This is a genomic window from uncultured Algimonas sp. (assembly GCF_947498175.1).
Lineage (GTDB): Bacteria > Pseudomonadota > Alphaproteobacteria > Caulobacterales > Maricaulaceae > Litorimonas.
Map to the genome: position 1 here is coordinate 85106 of NZ_CANMJB010000004.1, position 16862 is coordinate 101967.

Here is a 16862-nt window from a genome sequence, read left to right on the forward strand (position 1 = left end):
CTTCATAGAAGGACCACAGGCCCGCTACACGGGCAAGAGCGCTTTGGGGCAAGAGCGCCTTGTGCCACGAGCGTCTTGGGGCGCGCCTCTTGTTTCAGAGTCTGGCCAGAACGTGATCGACCGCGCGCCACAGGCGGTCCAGATCGTCGGGGCGCGACAGGGAATGGTCGCCGCCCTTGATCAGCGTGTAGCCGACGCGCTCGCTCGTGACCGCTTTCACGATCAGGCGGGAATAGGCCGGCGGGACGACGTCGTCGGCCGCGCCCTGCAGGATTTCAACCGGGCCGTCGAAGGGGATGGGCGCATCGAGGATCTGGCGGCGGCGACCGTCCTCGATCAGAGCGCGGCCATAGGCATAGGGTTCGCCGTAATCGGACGGTTCGTACACCACCCCGTCCTCGACCAGCATCTGCCGCTTGTGATCGTCCCAGCCGGTCCAGACCATCTTTTCGGTGAAGTCCGGGGCGGGATTGACCAGGATAAGGCCCTTCACGGCCTTGGGCCGCTCCATGCCGGCGAGCAGCGACGTCCAGCCGCCCATGGAGGAGCCGATCAGGACGACATCGCCGTCGCCGAACGCGTCGACTATGGCGACCGTGTCCGACGCCCAGCGCGAGATCGTGCCGTCGATGAAATCGCCCTCGCTCGCCCCGTGTCCGAAATAGTCGAACCGGACGAAGGCGCGGCCATCCGCGTCGCAACGTTCGTGCAGGAAGGCCGCCTTGGTGCCGTCCATGTCGGATTTCAGCCCGCCGCACCAGATCAGGACCGGGCCGGACCTGTCCGCGGCTCCATCCACACGGCGATAGGCCAGTTGCGCTCCATCATGGTTGATGTGTTGGATGCTCATGCTACGGCCCGCCTCGTGTCTGATGTTCGTCCATACAATGTCCTGCAGGTTCTGCCAGCGCTAGAGGCGGGCGGCGTCGAACGGACCACGATCGAAGTCGCGGACGCGCTGGGCCGGGCCGGGCACGGCGCGTTCGTCGCCAGCGGCGGCGGGCGGCTCGTGTCGCGCCTGGCCAAGACCGGGGCGACGCATTTCACCGCCAATGTCGGATCCAAGCGGTTGCTGTCCTTCCCGTGGCGGGTGGCGGCGATCCGCAAGCTGATCGTGCTGAACGGGATCGACATCGTCCATGCGCGCTCGCGCGCGCCCGCCTGGGCGGCCTGGCGCGCGGCGCTGGCCGAAGGCGTGCCGTTCGTGACCACCTATCACGGCATCTACAATGAGGGCTTCGCCGGCAAGCGGCGCTACAATTCGGTCATGGCGCGCGGCGACCTGGTGATCGCCAATTCGACCTTCACCGCGCGGCACATCATGGACACGCACGGCACGCCGGAAGCCCGCATCCGCATCATCCCGCGCGGCGTGGACATGGCGATGTTCGATCCCGACGCCGTGCCGCCGCGCCGCATCGAAGCGGTCTGGAAGAAGTGGTCCGTCAACGAATCCGACCGCGTCGTGCTGCTGCCCGCGCGCCTGACCCGCTGGAAAGGGCAGACCGTCGCGATCCGCGCGCTCGCCCAGCTGCCCGACGATACGGTGCTGGTGTGCGCGGGCGATCCGCAGGGGCGCGACGCCTATGTGGCGGAACTGCGCGCGCTGGCCGAAGAGCTGGGCGTGGCCGGGCGGCTGCGCCTGCCGGGGCACGAGGCGGACATGCCGGCCGCAATGCTGGCGGCGGACCGGGTGCTGACGCCGTCCACCGATCCGGAAGCCTTCGGTCGCACGGCGGCCGAAGCGCAGGCCATGGGCCGCTGGGTCGTGGCGTCCGGCCATGGCGGGGCGGTCGATGTGGTCGAAGACGGGGTGACGGGCACGCTGGCCGCGCCGGGCGACCCGCAGGCGCTGGCACGCGCGCTGACGTCCGCGCCGGACGATCACGACGCAGCCTATGCGCGGGCGCGGATCGGGGCGCGGTTTTCCAAGGCGGCGCTGCAGCAGGCGACGCTGGATGTCTATGCGGAGGTGCTGCCGGAAAGGCCGGCGGGGCGCGAAAGCGCGGAAACGGCGTGAAACCGGAACGATTCGGCTCCGAATGCGCTTGAAAAAAGCCGGTCCGCCCGCCATATCCCCTCATTGACGGCGTTCCGGCGCCGTGAACATCATTGATCCCGCGATCGTTACCTCAGGAGAGCACCCCCATCGCCAGACGTCCCCATGCCGCCCAACCGGCCAAGAAGCCGAAGGGCCCGCGCACCAACCGTGAAATCACATCCGAATCCGTCCTGCTGATCACCGAAGACGGCGAGAAGCGCGGTATCGTCCCCATCGCCGAAGCCCTCGCCGCCGCGCAGAATGCCGGTCTGGACCTCGTCGAGGTCGCGCCGGGCGACCAGCCCGTCTGCAAGGTGCTCGACTACGGCAAGATGCGCTTCGAGGCGCAGAAGAAGAAGGCCGCCAACCGCAAGAGCCAGCGCACCAGCGCGCTCAAGGAAATCAAGATGCGGCCGAACATCGACACGCACGACTACGAGGTCAAGACGAAGAAGATGAACGAATTCTTCGAACGCGGCGACAAGGTCAAGGTCACGGTCCGCTTCCGCGGCCGCGAGATGGCCCACATGGACCGCGGCACCGACCTGCTCAACCGCGTCAAGGAAGACTTCGACGAAGTCGCCAAGGTCGAATTCGCGCCGAAGACCGAGGGCCGGTTGATGGTGATGGTGATGGCGCCCCGCTAGCGGAAATACCCGCTCCGAGCGCAGCGAGGGGCTGTAGTGGTATTTTCGCTACACCCGAAGGGCGAGCGCCCAAGGGGCGCTTTCACTCCACATTCGCTCCGCGAGCCCCCAAACATCGACGGCTAGCGCCGCCTCCTTCAATCTTGTCCCCCTCCACCACAGCCTAGCGGCTGCGGTCCCCCTCCCTCTTGCGGGGGAGGAACTCACCGATAGCCTTTAATTATCGCTGACAGGCGTCGCCATCCCGTCTAAAGCCCGCCGCGTCGTGTTGCGCCTGCCACCATACCGCTTGCTTCTGCGCCTGATCCTGGCCATCGCCCTGGCGGTGCCGTCGTCCTTCGCGGTCGCCGCGCCGGGCGCCTCCTTGATCTGCAATCCGTCCGGACAGCCGGTCACGGCCGAGGCCCGCGCGGCATTGGGCGAATTGGAAGTTCTCCTGCGCGCTGCGACGGACGGGCCGGACGATTTGGACAGGCCTCCCGATTGCGAGGACTGCCTGCCGTCTTTCGTCGCTATTGCCGGGGCGCTCGCCGGTCCAGTCGTGCCGTCACGTCGCGCGACGGCGGCGACGGTCCTGTCCGCCACGGCCCTGCGGCCGTTCGCGCGCGGTCCGCCGCTCGGGTCCCGCGCCCCGCCCACGACCGTCTGATCGACCCAGAACCCATCCGGCGCGTCCGCGCCACTTCCCGATCAACGGACCTCTTCCATCGTGACCCATCTTTCTTTCCGCCGCGCCTGCGCGCTCGGCGCGTCTCTCTGCGCGCTCTCCAGCGCCGCACACGCGCAATCCTCCCAACCACCGACCTGGCAAGCCGACGAAATCGTCGTGACCGGCGAGCGGCTGTCTCTCTACGATGCCAGCCAGGCCAGCCTGACCCGCACGCCGACCCCGCTCATCGACGTGCCGCAATCCATCCAGGTGCTGACGCGCACCCTGCTGGACGAACAGGAGCTGACGACGCTGTCGGACGCGCTGGTCAACGTCTCCGGCGCCGTGCCGCAGGACCCGATGGAGGCGGTGCTCGCCAACCCGATCCTGCGCGGCTTCGAAGCCGAGATCTTCGTCGACGGGCTGATCGGCTATGGCGACACGGCCACGCTGGATCCGTCCTCGCTGATCGGGGTGGAGCGCATCGAAATCGCCAAGGGCCCGACCTCGGTTCTGTTCGGCGGCGGCACCGGCGCGCCGGTCGGCGGGCTGATCAACCTCGTCTCCAAGCGGCCCGTGGCGGACGATTTCGCGGTGCTCGGCGCGCGGATCGGCAGTTTCGGCGAACGGGCCGTCAATTTCGACGGCAATGTCGACGTCCAGGACGGCCGCGCCGGTTTCCGCCTGGCCGGGGAATGGTCCACGCAGGACAGCCATATCGACGCCGTCGATGCGGACCGCCTCGCGCTCTACCCCTCCTTCGCCATCGGCTTTTCGCCCGAAACGGAGTTGCTGGTCCGGGGGCAGTATTCGCGCGTCGAACAGCTCGAATATCCCGGCCTCCCCAGCGCGGTCGTCGGCCGGCCCGGCGTGGACGCGCGGCAATTCGGCGGCGCGGCGGACGCGCCCGACACGGTGATCGAGACAAAGATGGTCACGGCGGAGCTGACCCACGATTTCGGCGGCGGCCTGTTCGGACAGGTGAGGGGGCGCTATTACGACATGGCGTTCGACGAGTTCGCCTCCTTTCCGTTCTTCCGTTTCTTCCCGCTGGACGGCACGCGGGCCGACATCATCCGGGGGCAGCTTCCGACGGCTCTGGACGAAGCCACGCTGGATGCGAGCCTGCTCTGGACGGCCCGGTTCGGCCGGGCGGACAACACGCTGCTGGCCGGGGCGACCTATGACCGGGTCGATTACGGGGTCGGCAGCGGGTTCGACTTCGCGCCCATCGGCACGCTGGACTATACGGTCGTCAATGCTGGCCTTTCGTTCGGGGCCGTTCCCGCGGTCAATAGCGAGCAGTTCAACGACTACGAGACGCTCGCAGCCTATGTGCGCAACGAACTCGCGGTCGGGCGATGGACGGTGGTCGCGTCCGCGCGGCTGTCGGAATACCGCCTGCGAGAGACCGTGGCGGGCGCGACGGGGACCGACGAGACCTACACGGAACTCGATCCGCGCCTGGGACTGAGCGTTCGTATTACGGACGGCTTGTCGCTCTTCGGCGGCTGGGCGGAAGGCTCCCGCCTGGCCCTTTTCTTCAACGGCGACCGGGGCCAGCCGCCCGTGCCGGAGACCTCCGAGACGGTCGATGGCGGGGTGAAGTTCGACATGGCCGGGATCGGCCTGTCCGGCACGCTGGCGGCGTTCGAGACGACCCGCCGCGACATTCCGGTGACGTCCTTCATCGACCCGTTCGCCTCCGTCCAGGGCGGGGCGCAGCGCAGCCGGGGCGTGGAGGCCGACCTGCTCTGGGAGCCGTCGCCCCGGCTCTCCGTGCTGGGCGCGCTGGCCTATACGGATGCGCAAACGACGCAGGACAGCTTCGAGGATGGGCGATCCGTCGTCGGCAATCCGCTGGCCCGCATCCCGGACTGGAGCGGCCGCGTCGCGGCGCGCTACCGCTGGGACAACGGGTTGGGGCTGGGCGCGGGACTACGCTTCGCGGACGGCGCGCCGACCAACGATGCGGCCGTCTCTGTCACCGACAGCTACGCCGTGGTCGATATCCAGGCCTCCTACAACTGGCGCGACACGCGATTGAGCCTGTCCGTCACCAACCTGTTCGATGCCGACTATGTCGTGCCCTACCAATATCTCAACCAGGACGTCGTCGCCCCCGCCGCGCCGATCGGCCTTCGCGCCTCCCTCTCCACCCGTTTCTAAAGGATCCCTATCATGAAAGATTTCATTCCCTCCCGCCGCAGCCTCCTCGCCGCCGCGCCCTTCCTGGCTCTTGCCGGTGCCGTGCGCGCCCAAGATTCCAGGGAAATCCCTTACCGTTTCGGCGAAACGCCGGAGGAGGCGGAACGGATCGCCTTCGACGCGCATGAAGAGTTGATGGACCTCCCCGACCTCCACATGCATGGAAACGAAAAGATCGCCATGCTGGCCTATCCCGGCATGACGGTGCTGGACCTGATCGGGCCGCAATACATGTTCGCCTCCATGATGGGGGCGAGCGTGCAGGTCGTCAGCGCGGACAAGGCGCTGGCCCCGATCGTGTCGGATACCAAGGTCGCCCTCGTGCCTGACGTGCATTTCGACGACTGCCCGGAAGAGCTCGACATATTGTTCGTGCCGGGCGGCACGTCGGGCACGGTCGCGGCCATGCGCGACCCGGCGACGATGGAGTTCCTGAAGGACCGCGCGCCCAAGGCGAAGCTGGTCACGGCCGTCTGCACGGGATCGCTGATCCTGGGCCAGGCGGGGCTGCTGGACGGCAAACGCGCGACCTGCCACTGGGCGGCGCGGCACCTCCTGCCGGAATTCGGGGCGACCGCCGTCAATGCGCGCGTGGTCGAGGACGGCGATCTGATCACGGGCGGCGGCGTCACGGCCGGGATCGATTTCGGGCTGAGCATCCTGGCGCGCCTGCGCGGGGAGGGCTATGCCAAGGTGGTGCAGCTACAGGCCGAATACGCCCCCGCTCCGCCCTTTGATTCCGGCACGCCCGAAGCGGCCGGACCCGCCGTGACCGAGCCGATGCAGGGCATGTTCGCGAGCTTCCTGCATTCGGTGCGCGAGACGGCGCGGTCGAGATAGGCCTACCGGGTGGTGGGTCAGTTTGAAATCTTCTCAGGCTTCCAGTTCCAATAGGAGTAGAGGTGTTCGCCTTGGCCTTCGCGATACTTCAGTTTTACATCCATCCAAAACTGAGTGCCAACAGGATTTTCGTCAGCAATCGCCGAGTTGCATTCAATGTCGAGACTTTGCGGAAATGGTTGATTCGGGGCAGGTCGAACGTGCTGCGTTCCGTGTTTACCTGAGACACGGCCGGAGTCATAAACTTCAACCTTGATCCGCTGATAGCCTGATTTAGTCATTTTTTGTAGGAGCCGCGTTTCTTAGGCGCTTTGTCTTCTTCCGCCTCGATCAGCTTTACCACGTCTTCCATGTTCCAAAGGTTCAGCGTGACACCAGCCGCCATAGCGGGTGTGCATTTTAGCGTCTTATGGATTTTGACGAAGTTGTAATACATGAAGTGAAGCGCGATTGACGCTTCGTGGTTGGCGACCTTTTTCGAGAAGGCGTTTGTCAGGCGCGTGAAACGGCGCATGTGCATCCGCATGGTCAGGTTCTGACGCTCAACGTAGGAAGTGCTGACCTTCTCAATATCGGGATCGCCTTCGACGCGACGCTTCTTGATCCCGGTGCATTCCGCAGGGCTGTAGCGACCCTTCGCCTCGCCCGGCGCATTGCCATACATCTTTATCAGCTGGGCGTAGTCAACATCCGCGCCGAACGCTTCCTCGACGGCCTCCAGGTAAGCCTTGTGCCCATCCGACGTGAGTTGGACGCGGTTCGCCAGACGGCCCTTGAGGTTATCCATGAAGGCTAGCGCGTACTCGCTGTCACGGCCGCCAACTAGCCACGACATTACTAGCTTGCTATCGGCGTCGATGGCTGTCCACGTCCACACGTCGCCAGCACCTTCTGGCGCGGAGGTAGCAGTCGCTACATTCTTATTCTTGGCGTAAACAAACGACCAAATCTCATCGACTTCGACCCGTTTAGTTTGCAGGTCGCGGAGTGCCGTGTCTTGGTAAGAACTACAGACCTTGCCAGCGTTTACCAGCAGCTTTGTGATCGTGTTCTTTGACTTGCCCGTAACGCGGGCAACGGCGCGAATCGCCATGCCTTCGCACAACATATTAAGAATTTGCGCTCGTTCAGATGTTGCCAGCTTGTTCATGGGCATCGTATGCCAGAGCGAGCGGTCAGTTTCAAGCGCATTGTTTGAGTTTCACACAGAAAAATGCGGGGTGAGTGATTCAGCGCTTGTGTCGGAATGGGATTCGCGTAAAGAAAAGGGACCGGGGTGCAACCCGGTCCCTGAAACATCCAGTCGTAATGGAGGTTATATTATGCAGACTAGGAGAGATTAAGCCCCTCGCAACGATGAGCGAGCGAGGGAAATCATGCCTAACCACATATTGCGTTCGGGGGCGCGTTAGCGCTTCCGAACGACTTTTCTTCTATCGAAAACGCTAGGAAGAAGCAATGGGAAATGAGCACTACGCGGCGGTCATCGCCGATCTGATAAAAAAGCGTGACGCGCTGAACGCCACGATTTCAAGCCTTCAAGCGCTGTCGGGTGGCGATATTCCAACAACTTTGGGAGCCGCTAAACCCGGCGCGGCGGCTACTTCCGCAACGATGCAGGCTCATCCCAAGGAAGGGCAATTTCTCGGCATGAGTATTGTCGAAGGAGCCGACATCATACTCAATGCGGCACGCCGTAAGATGAAGACATCGGAGATCGTGGAGCAGCTAGAAGCTGGCGGCATGGAGTTCACGAGCGCCAATGTGACCAATACGGTTGGGTCGGTGCTTAACCGCCGAATGCACAAGCATGGCGATATCGTGTCGCCCGAGCGAGGCTATTGGGGACTAAAGGAGTGGTACCCAGGCCGGACTTTCGGGAAGAAGGCATCAAGCGACGACAGCGCAGATTCAGAGTCTCCTATGTCTTCGACCAACGAGCCTTCGCAGCCTTCTCCGCAAGAGAACGTCGTTCCGATGCAGAAAGCTGTGATGCCCGGGTCGGACCTCCTTTAAGGCCGCCCTTGCGCCCCGCTTCTTGAAGTCGAGGATTCTTCTCGCCAGTCGGCGCATCCTCTTCTTCGCCGGTCGCAATGTCCACGATCAGCTTAGCTAGCGCATTTGTGTCTTTTGGTCTTCGGCGGCGGTCTGTCATACCTACAACATACGGACTGGCCGCCCCATCCGCTAGAGCTAGATTTCAAACTGACCCACTACCGCCTGCCGCACACGCTTGAAACGCGGGCGCGCTCGTGTATAGGGCGCGCTTGCCTTTTCCGGGAGACCGGGACGGGCCAACGGCGCATCCGGGCCAAAGTGGCATTTGCCCGGCCGCCGTGACACTCACATCAGGAGAAAACAATGCCCAAGATGAAGACGAAGTCTGGAGCGAAGAAACGCTTCAAGATCACCAAGTCAGGCAAGGTCCTCGCGGGCCAGGCCGGCAAGCGCCACGGCATGATCAAGCGCTCCAACGACCAGATCCGCCGCCTGCGCGGCACCACGGTCGTCGAGCCATGCGACGCCAAGGTCATCAAGAAGAAGTTCCTGCCTTACGGCCGGAAGAAGAAGTAGGAGCGGGTCCATGTCACGAGTCAAACGCGGCGTCACCAAGTCCGCCCGCCACAAGAAGGTTCTCGCCCAGGCCAAAGGCTATCGCGGCCGTCGCAAGAACACCTTCCGCATCGCCAACCAGGCCGTCGAGAAGGCCGGTCAGTACGCCTATATCGGCCGCAAGCTGAAGAAGCGCCAGTTCCGCGCCCTGTGGATCCAGCGCATCAACGCCGCCACCCGCGCCGAGGGCCTGACATACGGCCGCTTCATGGACGGTCTGAAGAAGGCCGGCATCGATCTCGATCGTAAAGTGTTGGCCGACATGGCCATGCACGAGCCGGACAGCTTCAAGGCGCTGATCGACACCGCCAAGAAGAACCATAGCCAGCCGCACACGGTCGACGCCTAAGGCGACCTTTCAGCGGTGATTTGGATGAGGTCCGCTCCGGCGGGCCTTTTTCTTTATTCGGACGCCGGTCGCTCCGATCCGACATTGCGCCGCAGCCGGTCGATCACCCACTGATCCTCCGCACGCTCCGTCCAGCGCGCGGCGCTGTCCAGCACGGCGTCGGCATGGTCGAACCGGTCTTCGTAGATCAGCGCCGGGATCATCATCAGAGACAGGTGAGGCAGGCGCAAATGGATGTCGCGCGCCTGCAACCAATCGAGCGAGGCCCGCGCACCGGGCGACAGGCGCTCCGTCGTCGGCAGGCTGACCGCGACTCGGAACAGGTGCAGCTCCGGATCGTCGGGTCGGGCTTCCAAGGCGCGGATCGCCGCGCTTTCCGCCGCGTCCCACAATTCCTGCTCCGACTGTCGTCCCGCCACGCGGCCATAGGCGATCTTGGTCCTGAGTTTCAGCGCGGTCGCATCGCCGGGGTTGCGCGCCAGCACACGGGTGACGGCCGCGTCCGCGCCGTCCCAATCCTGCAAGCGCCAGGACCGCTGACTTCGCGCCAGGTCGAGCGCGGCCGTGCTTTCCGTCGGGCCCAGCCGGTCCCGCACCGCATCGATCTTCGCCTGCGTGGCCGCGCTCGTCCGGCCATGGGCCAGCAGCAGGCGCAGATGGTTTTCGAGCCGGTCGAGACGGGCGGCAGGCGAGACGGAAACGGCTGCACCGGCGCGCCGGACAGCGGGAGCCAGGCGCAGATGGCCGCCGTCCCGGACGATGTCGCGCCGGATGCGCGCTTCCAGCGGATCGTAGCCCAAACCGAAGGCGGCTTCGAAACTCGCTTCGCTGTCGTTGGCGGGCGACCACTCGTCCACGAAACGGTGAATGCTGGCCAGCCCGTCCGGTTGGTCCATGACGAAATGGGCCAGCGCCCAGCTCTGCCCGTAATAAAGGCGCTGCGCCCGGAAGGGCGGGTCGTCAGGCCCGGACACCAGACGGAAATCGGGATAGCTCGCCAGGTTCTCGATCACGGTGCGCATGGGCAGCCAGTGCTGCGTTTCCGATAGCGGATCCTGCTCCGGCAAGGCGCGGCCGAAGGTGACGCGACCGTCCGCGCCGCGCTCATAGGTCGAATAATATTCCGCCAGCCCTTCGCCGAGCCAGATCGGCAGCTTGCGCGCATAGCGCGTTTCCAGAATGTGGTGGACGACCTCGTGGCGCAGGACGAGGCGCAGCCAGCCCGGTTCCAGCGCGCGCGATAGGAAATGACCGGGTGTCGGGTCATAGCCCACGACGATGTCGTGCCCGGCCGCGCTTTGGCGGTAGATCGCCGCCGTGATCCCGCCAGGCGTCACGGCGTCGAAAACCTGCGTGTCGTCGATGATGTTCAGGCGCAGCGGAACGGGATCGGGTCCCGGATCGAGGCCAAGATCGGCCATCACTGCGAGACGGAAATCCTCCAGGTCTGTCAGCAGGCTTCGCGCGTCGACGGGGGCGTCCGACATCAGGACGAAATGGTCCGACCGGGCGGACACGCCCTGCGCGGCGGCCGGTCCGGCGAACATGGCGGCCAGCATGCTCGAAAGGATCGCGATCGGGAAGAGGAGGCGAAGCATGAAGCGACTGGATAACACTCGCCCGGACGTGCCGCAAATGACGGCTGCATGACGGTCGGCCCGGTGATGTCCGGCGGTTGACAGAATGGTCCGTCTTGCCTTAGGGGCGCCGCCAATCAGCGCAGTTTCAATTCTGCGCTCCGCGCTGTGCACGATGCAGACGGGGTCCCGTGGTCGACGAGTATTCGTTCGCCGCGGCTCTTTGCGTTGTGCCGACATGAGGTGAGCATTTGTTCGAGGCTCTTGGAGATCGATTAGGCGGCGTTTTCGACACGCTGACGGGCCGCGGCGCGCTGACCGAGCGCGACGTGGATGCCGCCATGCGCGAAATCCGCAAGGCGCTGCTCGAAGCCGATGTCGCCCTGCCGGTGGTCAAGCAATTCGTCGCCAAGGTACGCGAAGAAGCCGTCGGCGAACGCGTCATCAAGGCCGTCAAGCCGGGCCAGCAGGTCGTCAAGATCGTCAACGATGCGCTGATCCAGACGCTCGGCGGAACGCTGTCCGACGACGATGCCGACATGGCGGACGTCCGTGCGGCCTCCGAGTTGAACCTGTCCGCCAAGCCGCCGGTCGTCATCCTCATGGCGGGCCTGCAGGGCTCGGGCAAGACCACGACGACGGGCAAGCTGGCTCTGTTCCTGCGCGAAAAGCGCAAGAAGAAGGTCATGCTGGCCTCGCTCGATACGAACCGTCCTGCGGCAATGGATCAGCTCGGCATGCTGGCGGAAAAATCGGGCACGGGCTTCCTGCCCATCGTCAAGGGCCAGAGCGCGACCGAGATCACAAAGCGGGCGCTGAAGGAAGCGGCCAAGGGCGGCTATGACGTGCTGTTCCTCGACACGGCGGGCCGGACCACGATCAATGAAGAGTTGATGGCCGACGTCATCGAGATCGCCCGCATCGCGCAGCCGACCGAGACGCTTCTGGTTGCCGACGCTCTCACGGGTCAGGATGCGGTCGAGACGGCGCGGCGCTTCGACGAGGCGCTGCCGCTGACCGGCCTGGTGCTGACGCGGATCGACGGCGACGGGCGCGGCGGCGCGGCCCTGTCGATGAAGGCCGTCACGGGCCTGCCGATCAAGTTCCTGGGTACGGGCGAGAAGCTCGACGGGCTGGAAGCCTTCGACGCCGAACGGCTGGCCGGACGCATTCTGGGCCAAGGCGACGTGGTCGCGCTGGTCGAGAAGGCGAGCCAACTGATCGACGAAAAGCAGGCGGCCCTGGCCGCCGAGAAGATGGCCAAGGGCGAGTTCGATCTCGACGATCTCGCCAATCAGCTGGGCCAGATGTCCAAGCTCGGCGGGATGGGCGGAATCATGAAACTCATGCCCGGCATGGGCAAGATGAAGAAGCAGATCGAGGCGTCCGGCGGCGTGGACGACAAGCTGCTCGCCCGCCAGCGCGCCGTCATCCTGTCCATGACACCGTGGGAAAAGAAGAACCCCAAGCTGATCAAGGCGTCGCGCAAGAAACGCATCGCCGCCGGCTCCGGCGTGGACGTCTCGGACGTCAACAAGCTGCTCAAGATGCACCGTCAGATGTCGGACATGATGAAGAAGATGGGCCAGAAAGGTCGAGGGGGCGGCATGGCCGGAATGGCCGCGCAGATGGCCGGGATGCCCGGCATGCCGAAGGGCATGATGAAGGGTCTCGGTGGCGGAAAGGGCGGCATGCCCAATCCCGCCGACATGGACCCGGCGCAGCTCGAAGAGCTCAAGAAACAGATGGGATCGGGCCTGCCCGGTCTCGGCAAATTGCCCGGACTGGGGGGCGCGAAGCTTCCCGGTCTCGGTGGCGGCCTGCCCGGCTTGGGCGGCGGTCCGAAATTCAAGAAATAACCAAACTCAGAACTCACCTTAAGGAAACATCATGGCTCTGAAACTCCGCCTCGCGCGTCACGGCGCGAAAAAGCGTCCCTATTACCGCATCGTCGTCGCCGACTCGCGCTCCCCGCGCGACGGCCGCTTTATCCAGATCGTGGGCCGCTACAATCCGATGCTGCCCAAGGACGACGAGAACCGCGTCCAGCTGCAGGTCGACGAGATCAAGGAATGGCTCGGCAAGGGCGCCCGCCCGACCGAACGCGTCGCGCGCTTCCTCGGCGCCGCCGGCCTGTGGGACTGGAAACACGGCAACAATCCGGAAAAGGGCAAGCCCGGCGCCAAGGCGCTAGAGCGCATCGAAGAGAAGAAGGACAAGGCCGAAGCCCGCGCCGAAGCCGAGAAGGAAGCCAAGGAAGCGGCGGCCGAGGCCAAGAAGGCCGCGGCTGAAGCGGCCAAGGAAGAAGCGGCCGCGGCGAAGGCGGCGGCGGAAGAGGCCAAGAACGCGCCTGCGGAAGAGGCAGCGCCTGCGGACGAAGCGTCTGCTGCCGAGGTCCCCGCTGCGGACGCCAAGAGCGAAGAAGAGTAGGCCTCTCTTTTCAATTATAGAGCTGATTAAAAGGCCGCCCGGTGGGCGGTCTTTTTTGTTCGGTCTCCCCCTCCGCCTCGTTTCACTCGGCACCTCCCCCTGTCCGGGGGAGGGACAAAGAGATAACGCTTTCTATCAAAGTTCCTCCCCCGGACAGGGGGAGGGGGACCGCGCCGTAGGCCTGGTGGAGGGGGAGACGAACAATCAAAGCGCGCGAAGCGCCCCTCAGCTAAAAAAGCTCACGCCCTCGGCCAACCCCACCCGATCCGTCCGGCAATCATTCGCCGGATGGTCGTCTGCATAGCCGAAGCTCATCCCGAACAGGATGCCGTAATCGTCCGGAATGCCGAGCAGTTCTTTCACCGGCCCCGGGAACTGCCCCAGCGCGCCCTGCATGCAGCTCTGTATCCCGTTCTCCTCCAACAGCAGGCTCAGCGTCTGGGCGTAGATGCCCATGTCGACGGCGCCCATGATGCCGAGATATTTTTCCATGGTGAAGAAGGCCCCGTGCGGCGCGCCGAAGAACTGCCAGTTGCGGCCCATGGCCTGCATCCGGGCGGGCTTGTCCTCGCGGGCGATATCCATCGCGCCGTAGAGCGCCATGGCGGAGCCCCACTGCCGGTCCTTGTGCTCGCCTTGGTAGCGCACATTCCAGTCGAACTCCGGCGACGGACCCTTGCCGCTCATCACCTCGGCCAGCATGGCGTTGCTGACCCGGTCGCGCATCTCGCCGGACACGACATAGGTATGCCAGGGTTGGGTGTTGCAGTTGGATGCGGCTCTCAGGCTCTGCGTGAAGATCGTTTCCAACAGCTCCTGCGGCACGGGATCGGGCTTGAACCCCCGAACGGAATAACGGTTTTCGAGGATTTGCGGCAGAGCGGACATGGACCGGGCCTTAGCCCGCACGATCGTGCAACGCCAAGGCCCGTGCGCTCCGTTACGGCAATGTATCGGAAATGTGTTGGCTAGCTCGCCTGGAGTTTTTCGTAGACGGCGGTCAGCGTCTCGACGAAGCCGTCGCGGCTCATGCCGAAACCGGCGTCCGTCTTGTTGGCTTCGGCGCAATTATTGACCTTCATGACATGGTCCATATAGAGCCGTCCCTCTTCCATGGTCGAGGTCACCATGCCCTCGCGTATGGCCTTGTTGTTGGCCGCGACCATTTCGTCCACTTTCGCCTTGTCCCAGCCAAACGCTTCGGAGTCCTTGTAGGATTGCGCCATACCGGCATCGACGATGGCCTGCTGCGCGGCCGAGAAGGTACGGAAATCGCGTATTGCGTTCTTCTCCAGTGCGCCGTCGAAGCGTGGATCGGCATCGATGATGTCCGCAATCACGTCGAGTGAGATCGCGCAGTTGCCTGCGACGTTGGATGCAACTTGCGCTTCGGCGGATATGGCGGTGGTCGCCGCCAGCAAGGCGGTCAGAGCGATGAGTTTTTTCACGGTTGTTCCCCAAAGGATGATGTGTGCGGCCCTAGCTACACATATCGGGGCGCCGTCCCATGTCCCAGATGGGCTATCGGTCGCAACATCACCGGCCCTTGAACGCCGGTTTCCGCTTTTCCACGAACGCCGTAATGCCTTCGAGCGAGTCCGCGCTATTGGCCATCTGCATCTGGTATTCGCTTTCCACCCGCGCCGTCTGTTCCTGTGTCGAATGCGTCGCCTCGCGCAGGATCTTCTTGAGCGCCCGCAGGGCGAGCGGCGCTTTCTCGGCCAGGGATTGCGCCCATTCCAGCGTTTCGTCACGCAGGTCGGCGGCCGGGACGACCTTGTTGACCATGCCCATGTCGAGACAGGTCGCAGCACTCAGCCGCGTGCCTTCGGCCATGGCGGCAAAGGCGCGCTTGTAGCCCAGGTGATGCAGGTAGAACCAGCTCGCGCCGCCGTCCGGAACCAGGCCGATGCCGATGAAGGGCGAGAACACGGTCGCGTCGTCCGCCATCACGGCGAGGTCGGACCCGAGCGCGAGGCCCAGCGCCACGCCGCCGGCAAAGCCGTTGATGGCGGCGATGTAGATCTTCTCGGACTTGGCGACCCCGTCCACCAACGGCTTGTAGTCCCGGATCGAATTGTCGAACAGGCCGTGCTCCGGCGTGCCGCCCAGCCCTTCCTTCAGGTCCGTGCCGGAGGAGAACGCCCGGCCCGATCCGGTCAGCACGACCACGCGCACGGTGTCGTCGCTTTCGGCTCTGGCTTGCGCCCCGGCCAGCCTGGCGCGCAGCTCCCGGTTCATGGCGTTCATCGCGCCGGGACGGTTCAGCGTGATGATGGCGACATGGCCGAGGGTTTCGTATGTGACGAGGTCTGTCATGATCTATTCCACGAGAATGTTCGACTGGATGAGGGCGGCGGTCTTGGCGTCGTCATAGCCGAGTAGGGCGGCGACCGCATCGCGCCCGCCATTGATGACGGGCAGGACGGGGTCTGGAACCTCGTAGTCGCCACCGAAGACCGGCGCGGGGCGTGGGTGGACGAAGGGGCCGTGTTTTTCCAATCCATCGCGCGCGCGGTTCTGCGGATGGTCGGGCGCCTCGGTATAGTCCAGCACGGGCGTGGTGCAGGCGTCCGTGCCGTCGAAGACGGCGGCCCATGCGTCGCGCGTCTTCGTCCGGAACAGGGCTTCGAGCCTTTCGGCCTGCGCGGCGTGTTCGCGCCTGTCCATCTGTCCGCCGAAATCTCCCGCGTCGATCTCCAGCAGACGCAGGAATTCGGCGAAGAATTGCGGCTCGTAGCAGGCGACCGCCATGAACCGGCCGTCGGACGTTTCGTAACAGCGGTAGAACGGCATGCCGCCGTCCAGCAGGTTGGTTTCGCGCTCTGGCGTCCATTGCCCCAGGCCGGCAAGGGAATGGAACAGGCTCATCATGGAGTTCACCCCGTCGATCATGGCGGCGTCCACGACCTCGCCGTGGCCCGTCCGTTCGGCTTGCAACAGCGCGGCCAGCATGCCGGTGACGAGGAACATCGACCCGCCGCCATAATCGCCGATCAGGTTGAGCGGAGGCATGGGCGGTTCGCCCTTGCGCCCCATCGCGGCGAGCGCTCCGGTGATGGAGATGTAGTTGAGGTCGTGACCGGCGGACCGGGCCCACGGCCCCGTCTGGCCCCAGCCCGTCATGCGGCCATAGACCAGTTTGGGATTGACCGCGTGGCAATCGTCGGGTCCGACGCCCAGCCGTTCCGTCACGCCGGGGCGCAAGCCTTCGATCAGCGCATCGGAGGTCGCGACGAGGTCGAGCAGCACCTGCGCCCCGCCGGGCTGGCGTAGATCGATCGTGATGGAGGTCTTGCCCCGGTCATGCACGGTCGGCACGGCGAAGCCGGGACGGTTCACCAGAACGACTTCCGCGCCCATATCGGCCAGCAACATCCCGGCATAGGGACCGGGTCCGATCCCGGCGAGTTCGATGACGCGGTATCCGTCGAGGGGTTTGCTCATGCGCGGCGTTGTGGCGGATGGGAGGCGGAGCGGCAAGACAGGCGCGGGGCGTTATCAAGCT

Annotated in this window: 18 protein-coding genes; 10 read left to right on the forward strand and 8 right to left on the reverse strand. The window is 64.7% G+C overall.

Annotated elements, in window-relative coordinates; all coding sequences use genetic code 11:
• Positions 1-94: 94 nt before the first annotated feature.
• Entirely contained in the window at positions 95-850 is a 756-nt protein-coding gene (locus tag Q0718_RS07440; protein ID WP_298915758.1) for an alpha/beta hydrolase, read from the reverse strand.
• Positions 851-865: 15 nt separating this feature from the next.
• Between Q0718_RS07440 and Q0718_RS07445 the strand changes: the two genes are divergently transcribed.
• The 5 genes from Q0718_RS07445 (at position 866) to Q0718_RS07465 (ending at position 6385) form a co-directional block, all read left to right on the forward strand.
• Positions 866-2020 carry a glycosyltransferase family 4 protein gene (locus Q0718_RS07445; protein ID WP_298915761.1) on the forward strand — a complete coding sequence of 385 codons (1155 nt, stop codon included), beginning with the start codon at positions 866-868 and terminating at the stop codon, positions 2018-2020.
• A 128-nt stretch (positions 2021-2148) separates the two neighbouring features.
• Entirely contained in the window at positions 2149-2688 is a 540-nt protein-coding gene (gene infC / locus Q0718_RS07450) for a translation initiation factor IF-3 (protein ID WP_366523847.1), read from the forward strand.
• A 265-nt stretch (positions 2689-2953) separates the two neighbouring features.
• Positions 2954-3337: a hypothetical protein gene (locus Q0718_RS07455; RefSeq protein WP_298915766.1), complete on the forward strand. Its 384-nt coding sequence runs from the start codon at positions 2954-2956 to the stop codon at positions 3335-3337.
• A 60-nt stretch (positions 3338-3397) separates the two neighbouring features.
• Positions 3398-5506 (forward strand): TonB-dependent receptor, encoded by a 2109-nt coding sequence (locus Q0718_RS07460; RefSeq protein WP_298915769.1) that lies wholly within the window; start codon positions 3398-3400, stop codon positions 5504-5506.
• Positions 5507-5518: 12 nt separating this feature from the next.
• The gene (locus tag Q0718_RS07465; protein WP_298915772.1) at positions 5519-6385 is read left to right on the forward strand and encodes a DJ-1/PfpI family protein; all 867 of its coding nucleotides are present in this window, start codon (positions 5519-5521) and stop codon (positions 6383-6385) included.
• A gap of 17 nt (positions 6386-6402) precedes the next feature.
• On the opposite strand, the gene Q0718_RS07470 is transcribed toward Q0718_RS07465, so the two are convergent.
• A complete protein-coding gene (locus Q0718_RS07470; protein ID WP_298915774.1) occupies positions 6403-6666 on the reverse strand; it encodes a hypothetical protein in 264 nt (87 codons plus the stop codon).
• Entirely contained in the window at positions 6663-7535 is an 873-nt protein-coding gene (locus Q0718_RS07475) for an IS1 family transposase (RefSeq protein WP_298915777.1), read from the reverse strand. Before Q0718_RS07475 ends, Q0718_RS07470 begins: the two co-directional genes overlap by 4 nt.
• A gap of 308 nt (positions 7536-7843) precedes the next feature.
• On the opposite strand from Q0718_RS07475, the gene Q0718_RS07480 reads away from it, so the two are divergent.
• The 3 genes from Q0718_RS07480 to rplT all read left to right on the forward strand — a co-directional run bounded on the left by Q0718_RS07480 (position 7844) and on the right by rplT (position 9347).
• Positions 7844-8401: an HTH domain-containing protein gene (locus tag Q0718_RS07480; protein WP_298915780.1), complete on the forward strand. Its 558-nt coding sequence runs from the start codon at positions 7844-7846 to the stop codon at positions 8399-8401.
• Between the two features lie 345 nt (positions 8402-8746).
• Entirely contained in the window at positions 8747-8959 is a 213-nt protein-coding gene (gene rpmI / locus Q0718_RS07485; protein ID WP_298915782.1) for a 50S ribosomal protein L35, read from the forward strand.
• Positions 8960-8969: 10 nt separating this feature from the next.
• Positions 8970-9347 carry a 50S ribosomal protein L20 gene (rplT, locus tag Q0718_RS07490; RefSeq protein ID WP_298915785.1) on the forward strand — a complete coding sequence of 126 codons (378 nt, stop codon included), beginning with the start codon at positions 8970-8972 and terminating at the stop codon, positions 9345-9347.
• Between the two features lie 53 nt (positions 9348-9400).
• On the opposite strand, the gene Q0718_RS07495 is transcribed toward rplT, so the two are convergent.
• Positions 9401-10945, reverse strand: a complete 1545-nt coding sequence (locus Q0718_RS07495) for a DUF1570 domain-containing protein (protein ID WP_298915788.1) — start codon at positions 10943-10945, stop codon at positions 9401-9403.
• A gap of 230 nt (positions 10946-11175) precedes the next feature.
• On the opposite strand from Q0718_RS07495, the gene ffh reads away from it, so the two are divergent.
• Complete coding sequence (ffh, locus tag Q0718_RS07500) at positions 11176-12783, forward strand: signal recognition particle protein (RefSeq protein ID WP_298915790.1); 1608 nt, start codon at positions 11176-11178, stop codon at positions 12781-12783.
• A 31-nt stretch (positions 12784-12814) separates the two neighbouring features.
• Positions 12815-13354 (forward strand): 30S ribosomal protein S16, encoded by a 540-nt coding sequence (gene rpsP / locus Q0718_RS07505; RefSeq protein WP_298915792.1) that lies wholly within the window; start codon positions 12815-12817, stop codon positions 13352-13354.
• 225 nt (positions 13355-13579) lie between these two features.
• Here the strand turns inward: rpsP and Q0718_RS07510 are convergent, their stop codons facing one another.
• The 4 genes from Q0718_RS07510 to Q0718_RS07525 all read right to left on the reverse strand — a co-directional run bounded on the left by Q0718_RS07510 (position 13580) and on the right by Q0718_RS07525 (position 16801).
• Positions 13580-14242 (reverse strand): nitroreductase, encoded by a 663-nt coding sequence (locus Q0718_RS07510; protein WP_298915795.1) that lies wholly within the window; start codon positions 14240-14242, stop codon positions 13580-13582.
• Positions 14243-14322: 80 nt separating this feature from the next.
• On the reverse strand, positions 14323-14802 hold the full coding sequence (locus Q0718_RS07515; RefSeq protein WP_298915799.1) for a hypothetical protein: 480 nt from the start codon (positions 14800-14802) through the stop codon (positions 14323-14325).
• A gap of 88 nt (positions 14803-14890) precedes the next feature.
• Positions 14891-15673 (reverse strand): enoyl-CoA hydratase/isomerase family protein, encoded by a 783-nt coding sequence (locus tag Q0718_RS07520; RefSeq protein ID WP_298915802.1) that lies wholly within the window; start codon positions 15671-15673, stop codon positions 14891-14893.
• Between the two features lie 3 nt (positions 15674-15676).
• Complete coding sequence (locus Q0718_RS07525) at positions 15677-16801, reverse strand: CaiB/BaiF CoA-transferase family protein (protein WP_298915805.1); 1125 nt, start codon at positions 16799-16801, stop codon at positions 15677-15679.
• Positions 16802-16862: the final 61 nt, after the last annotated feature.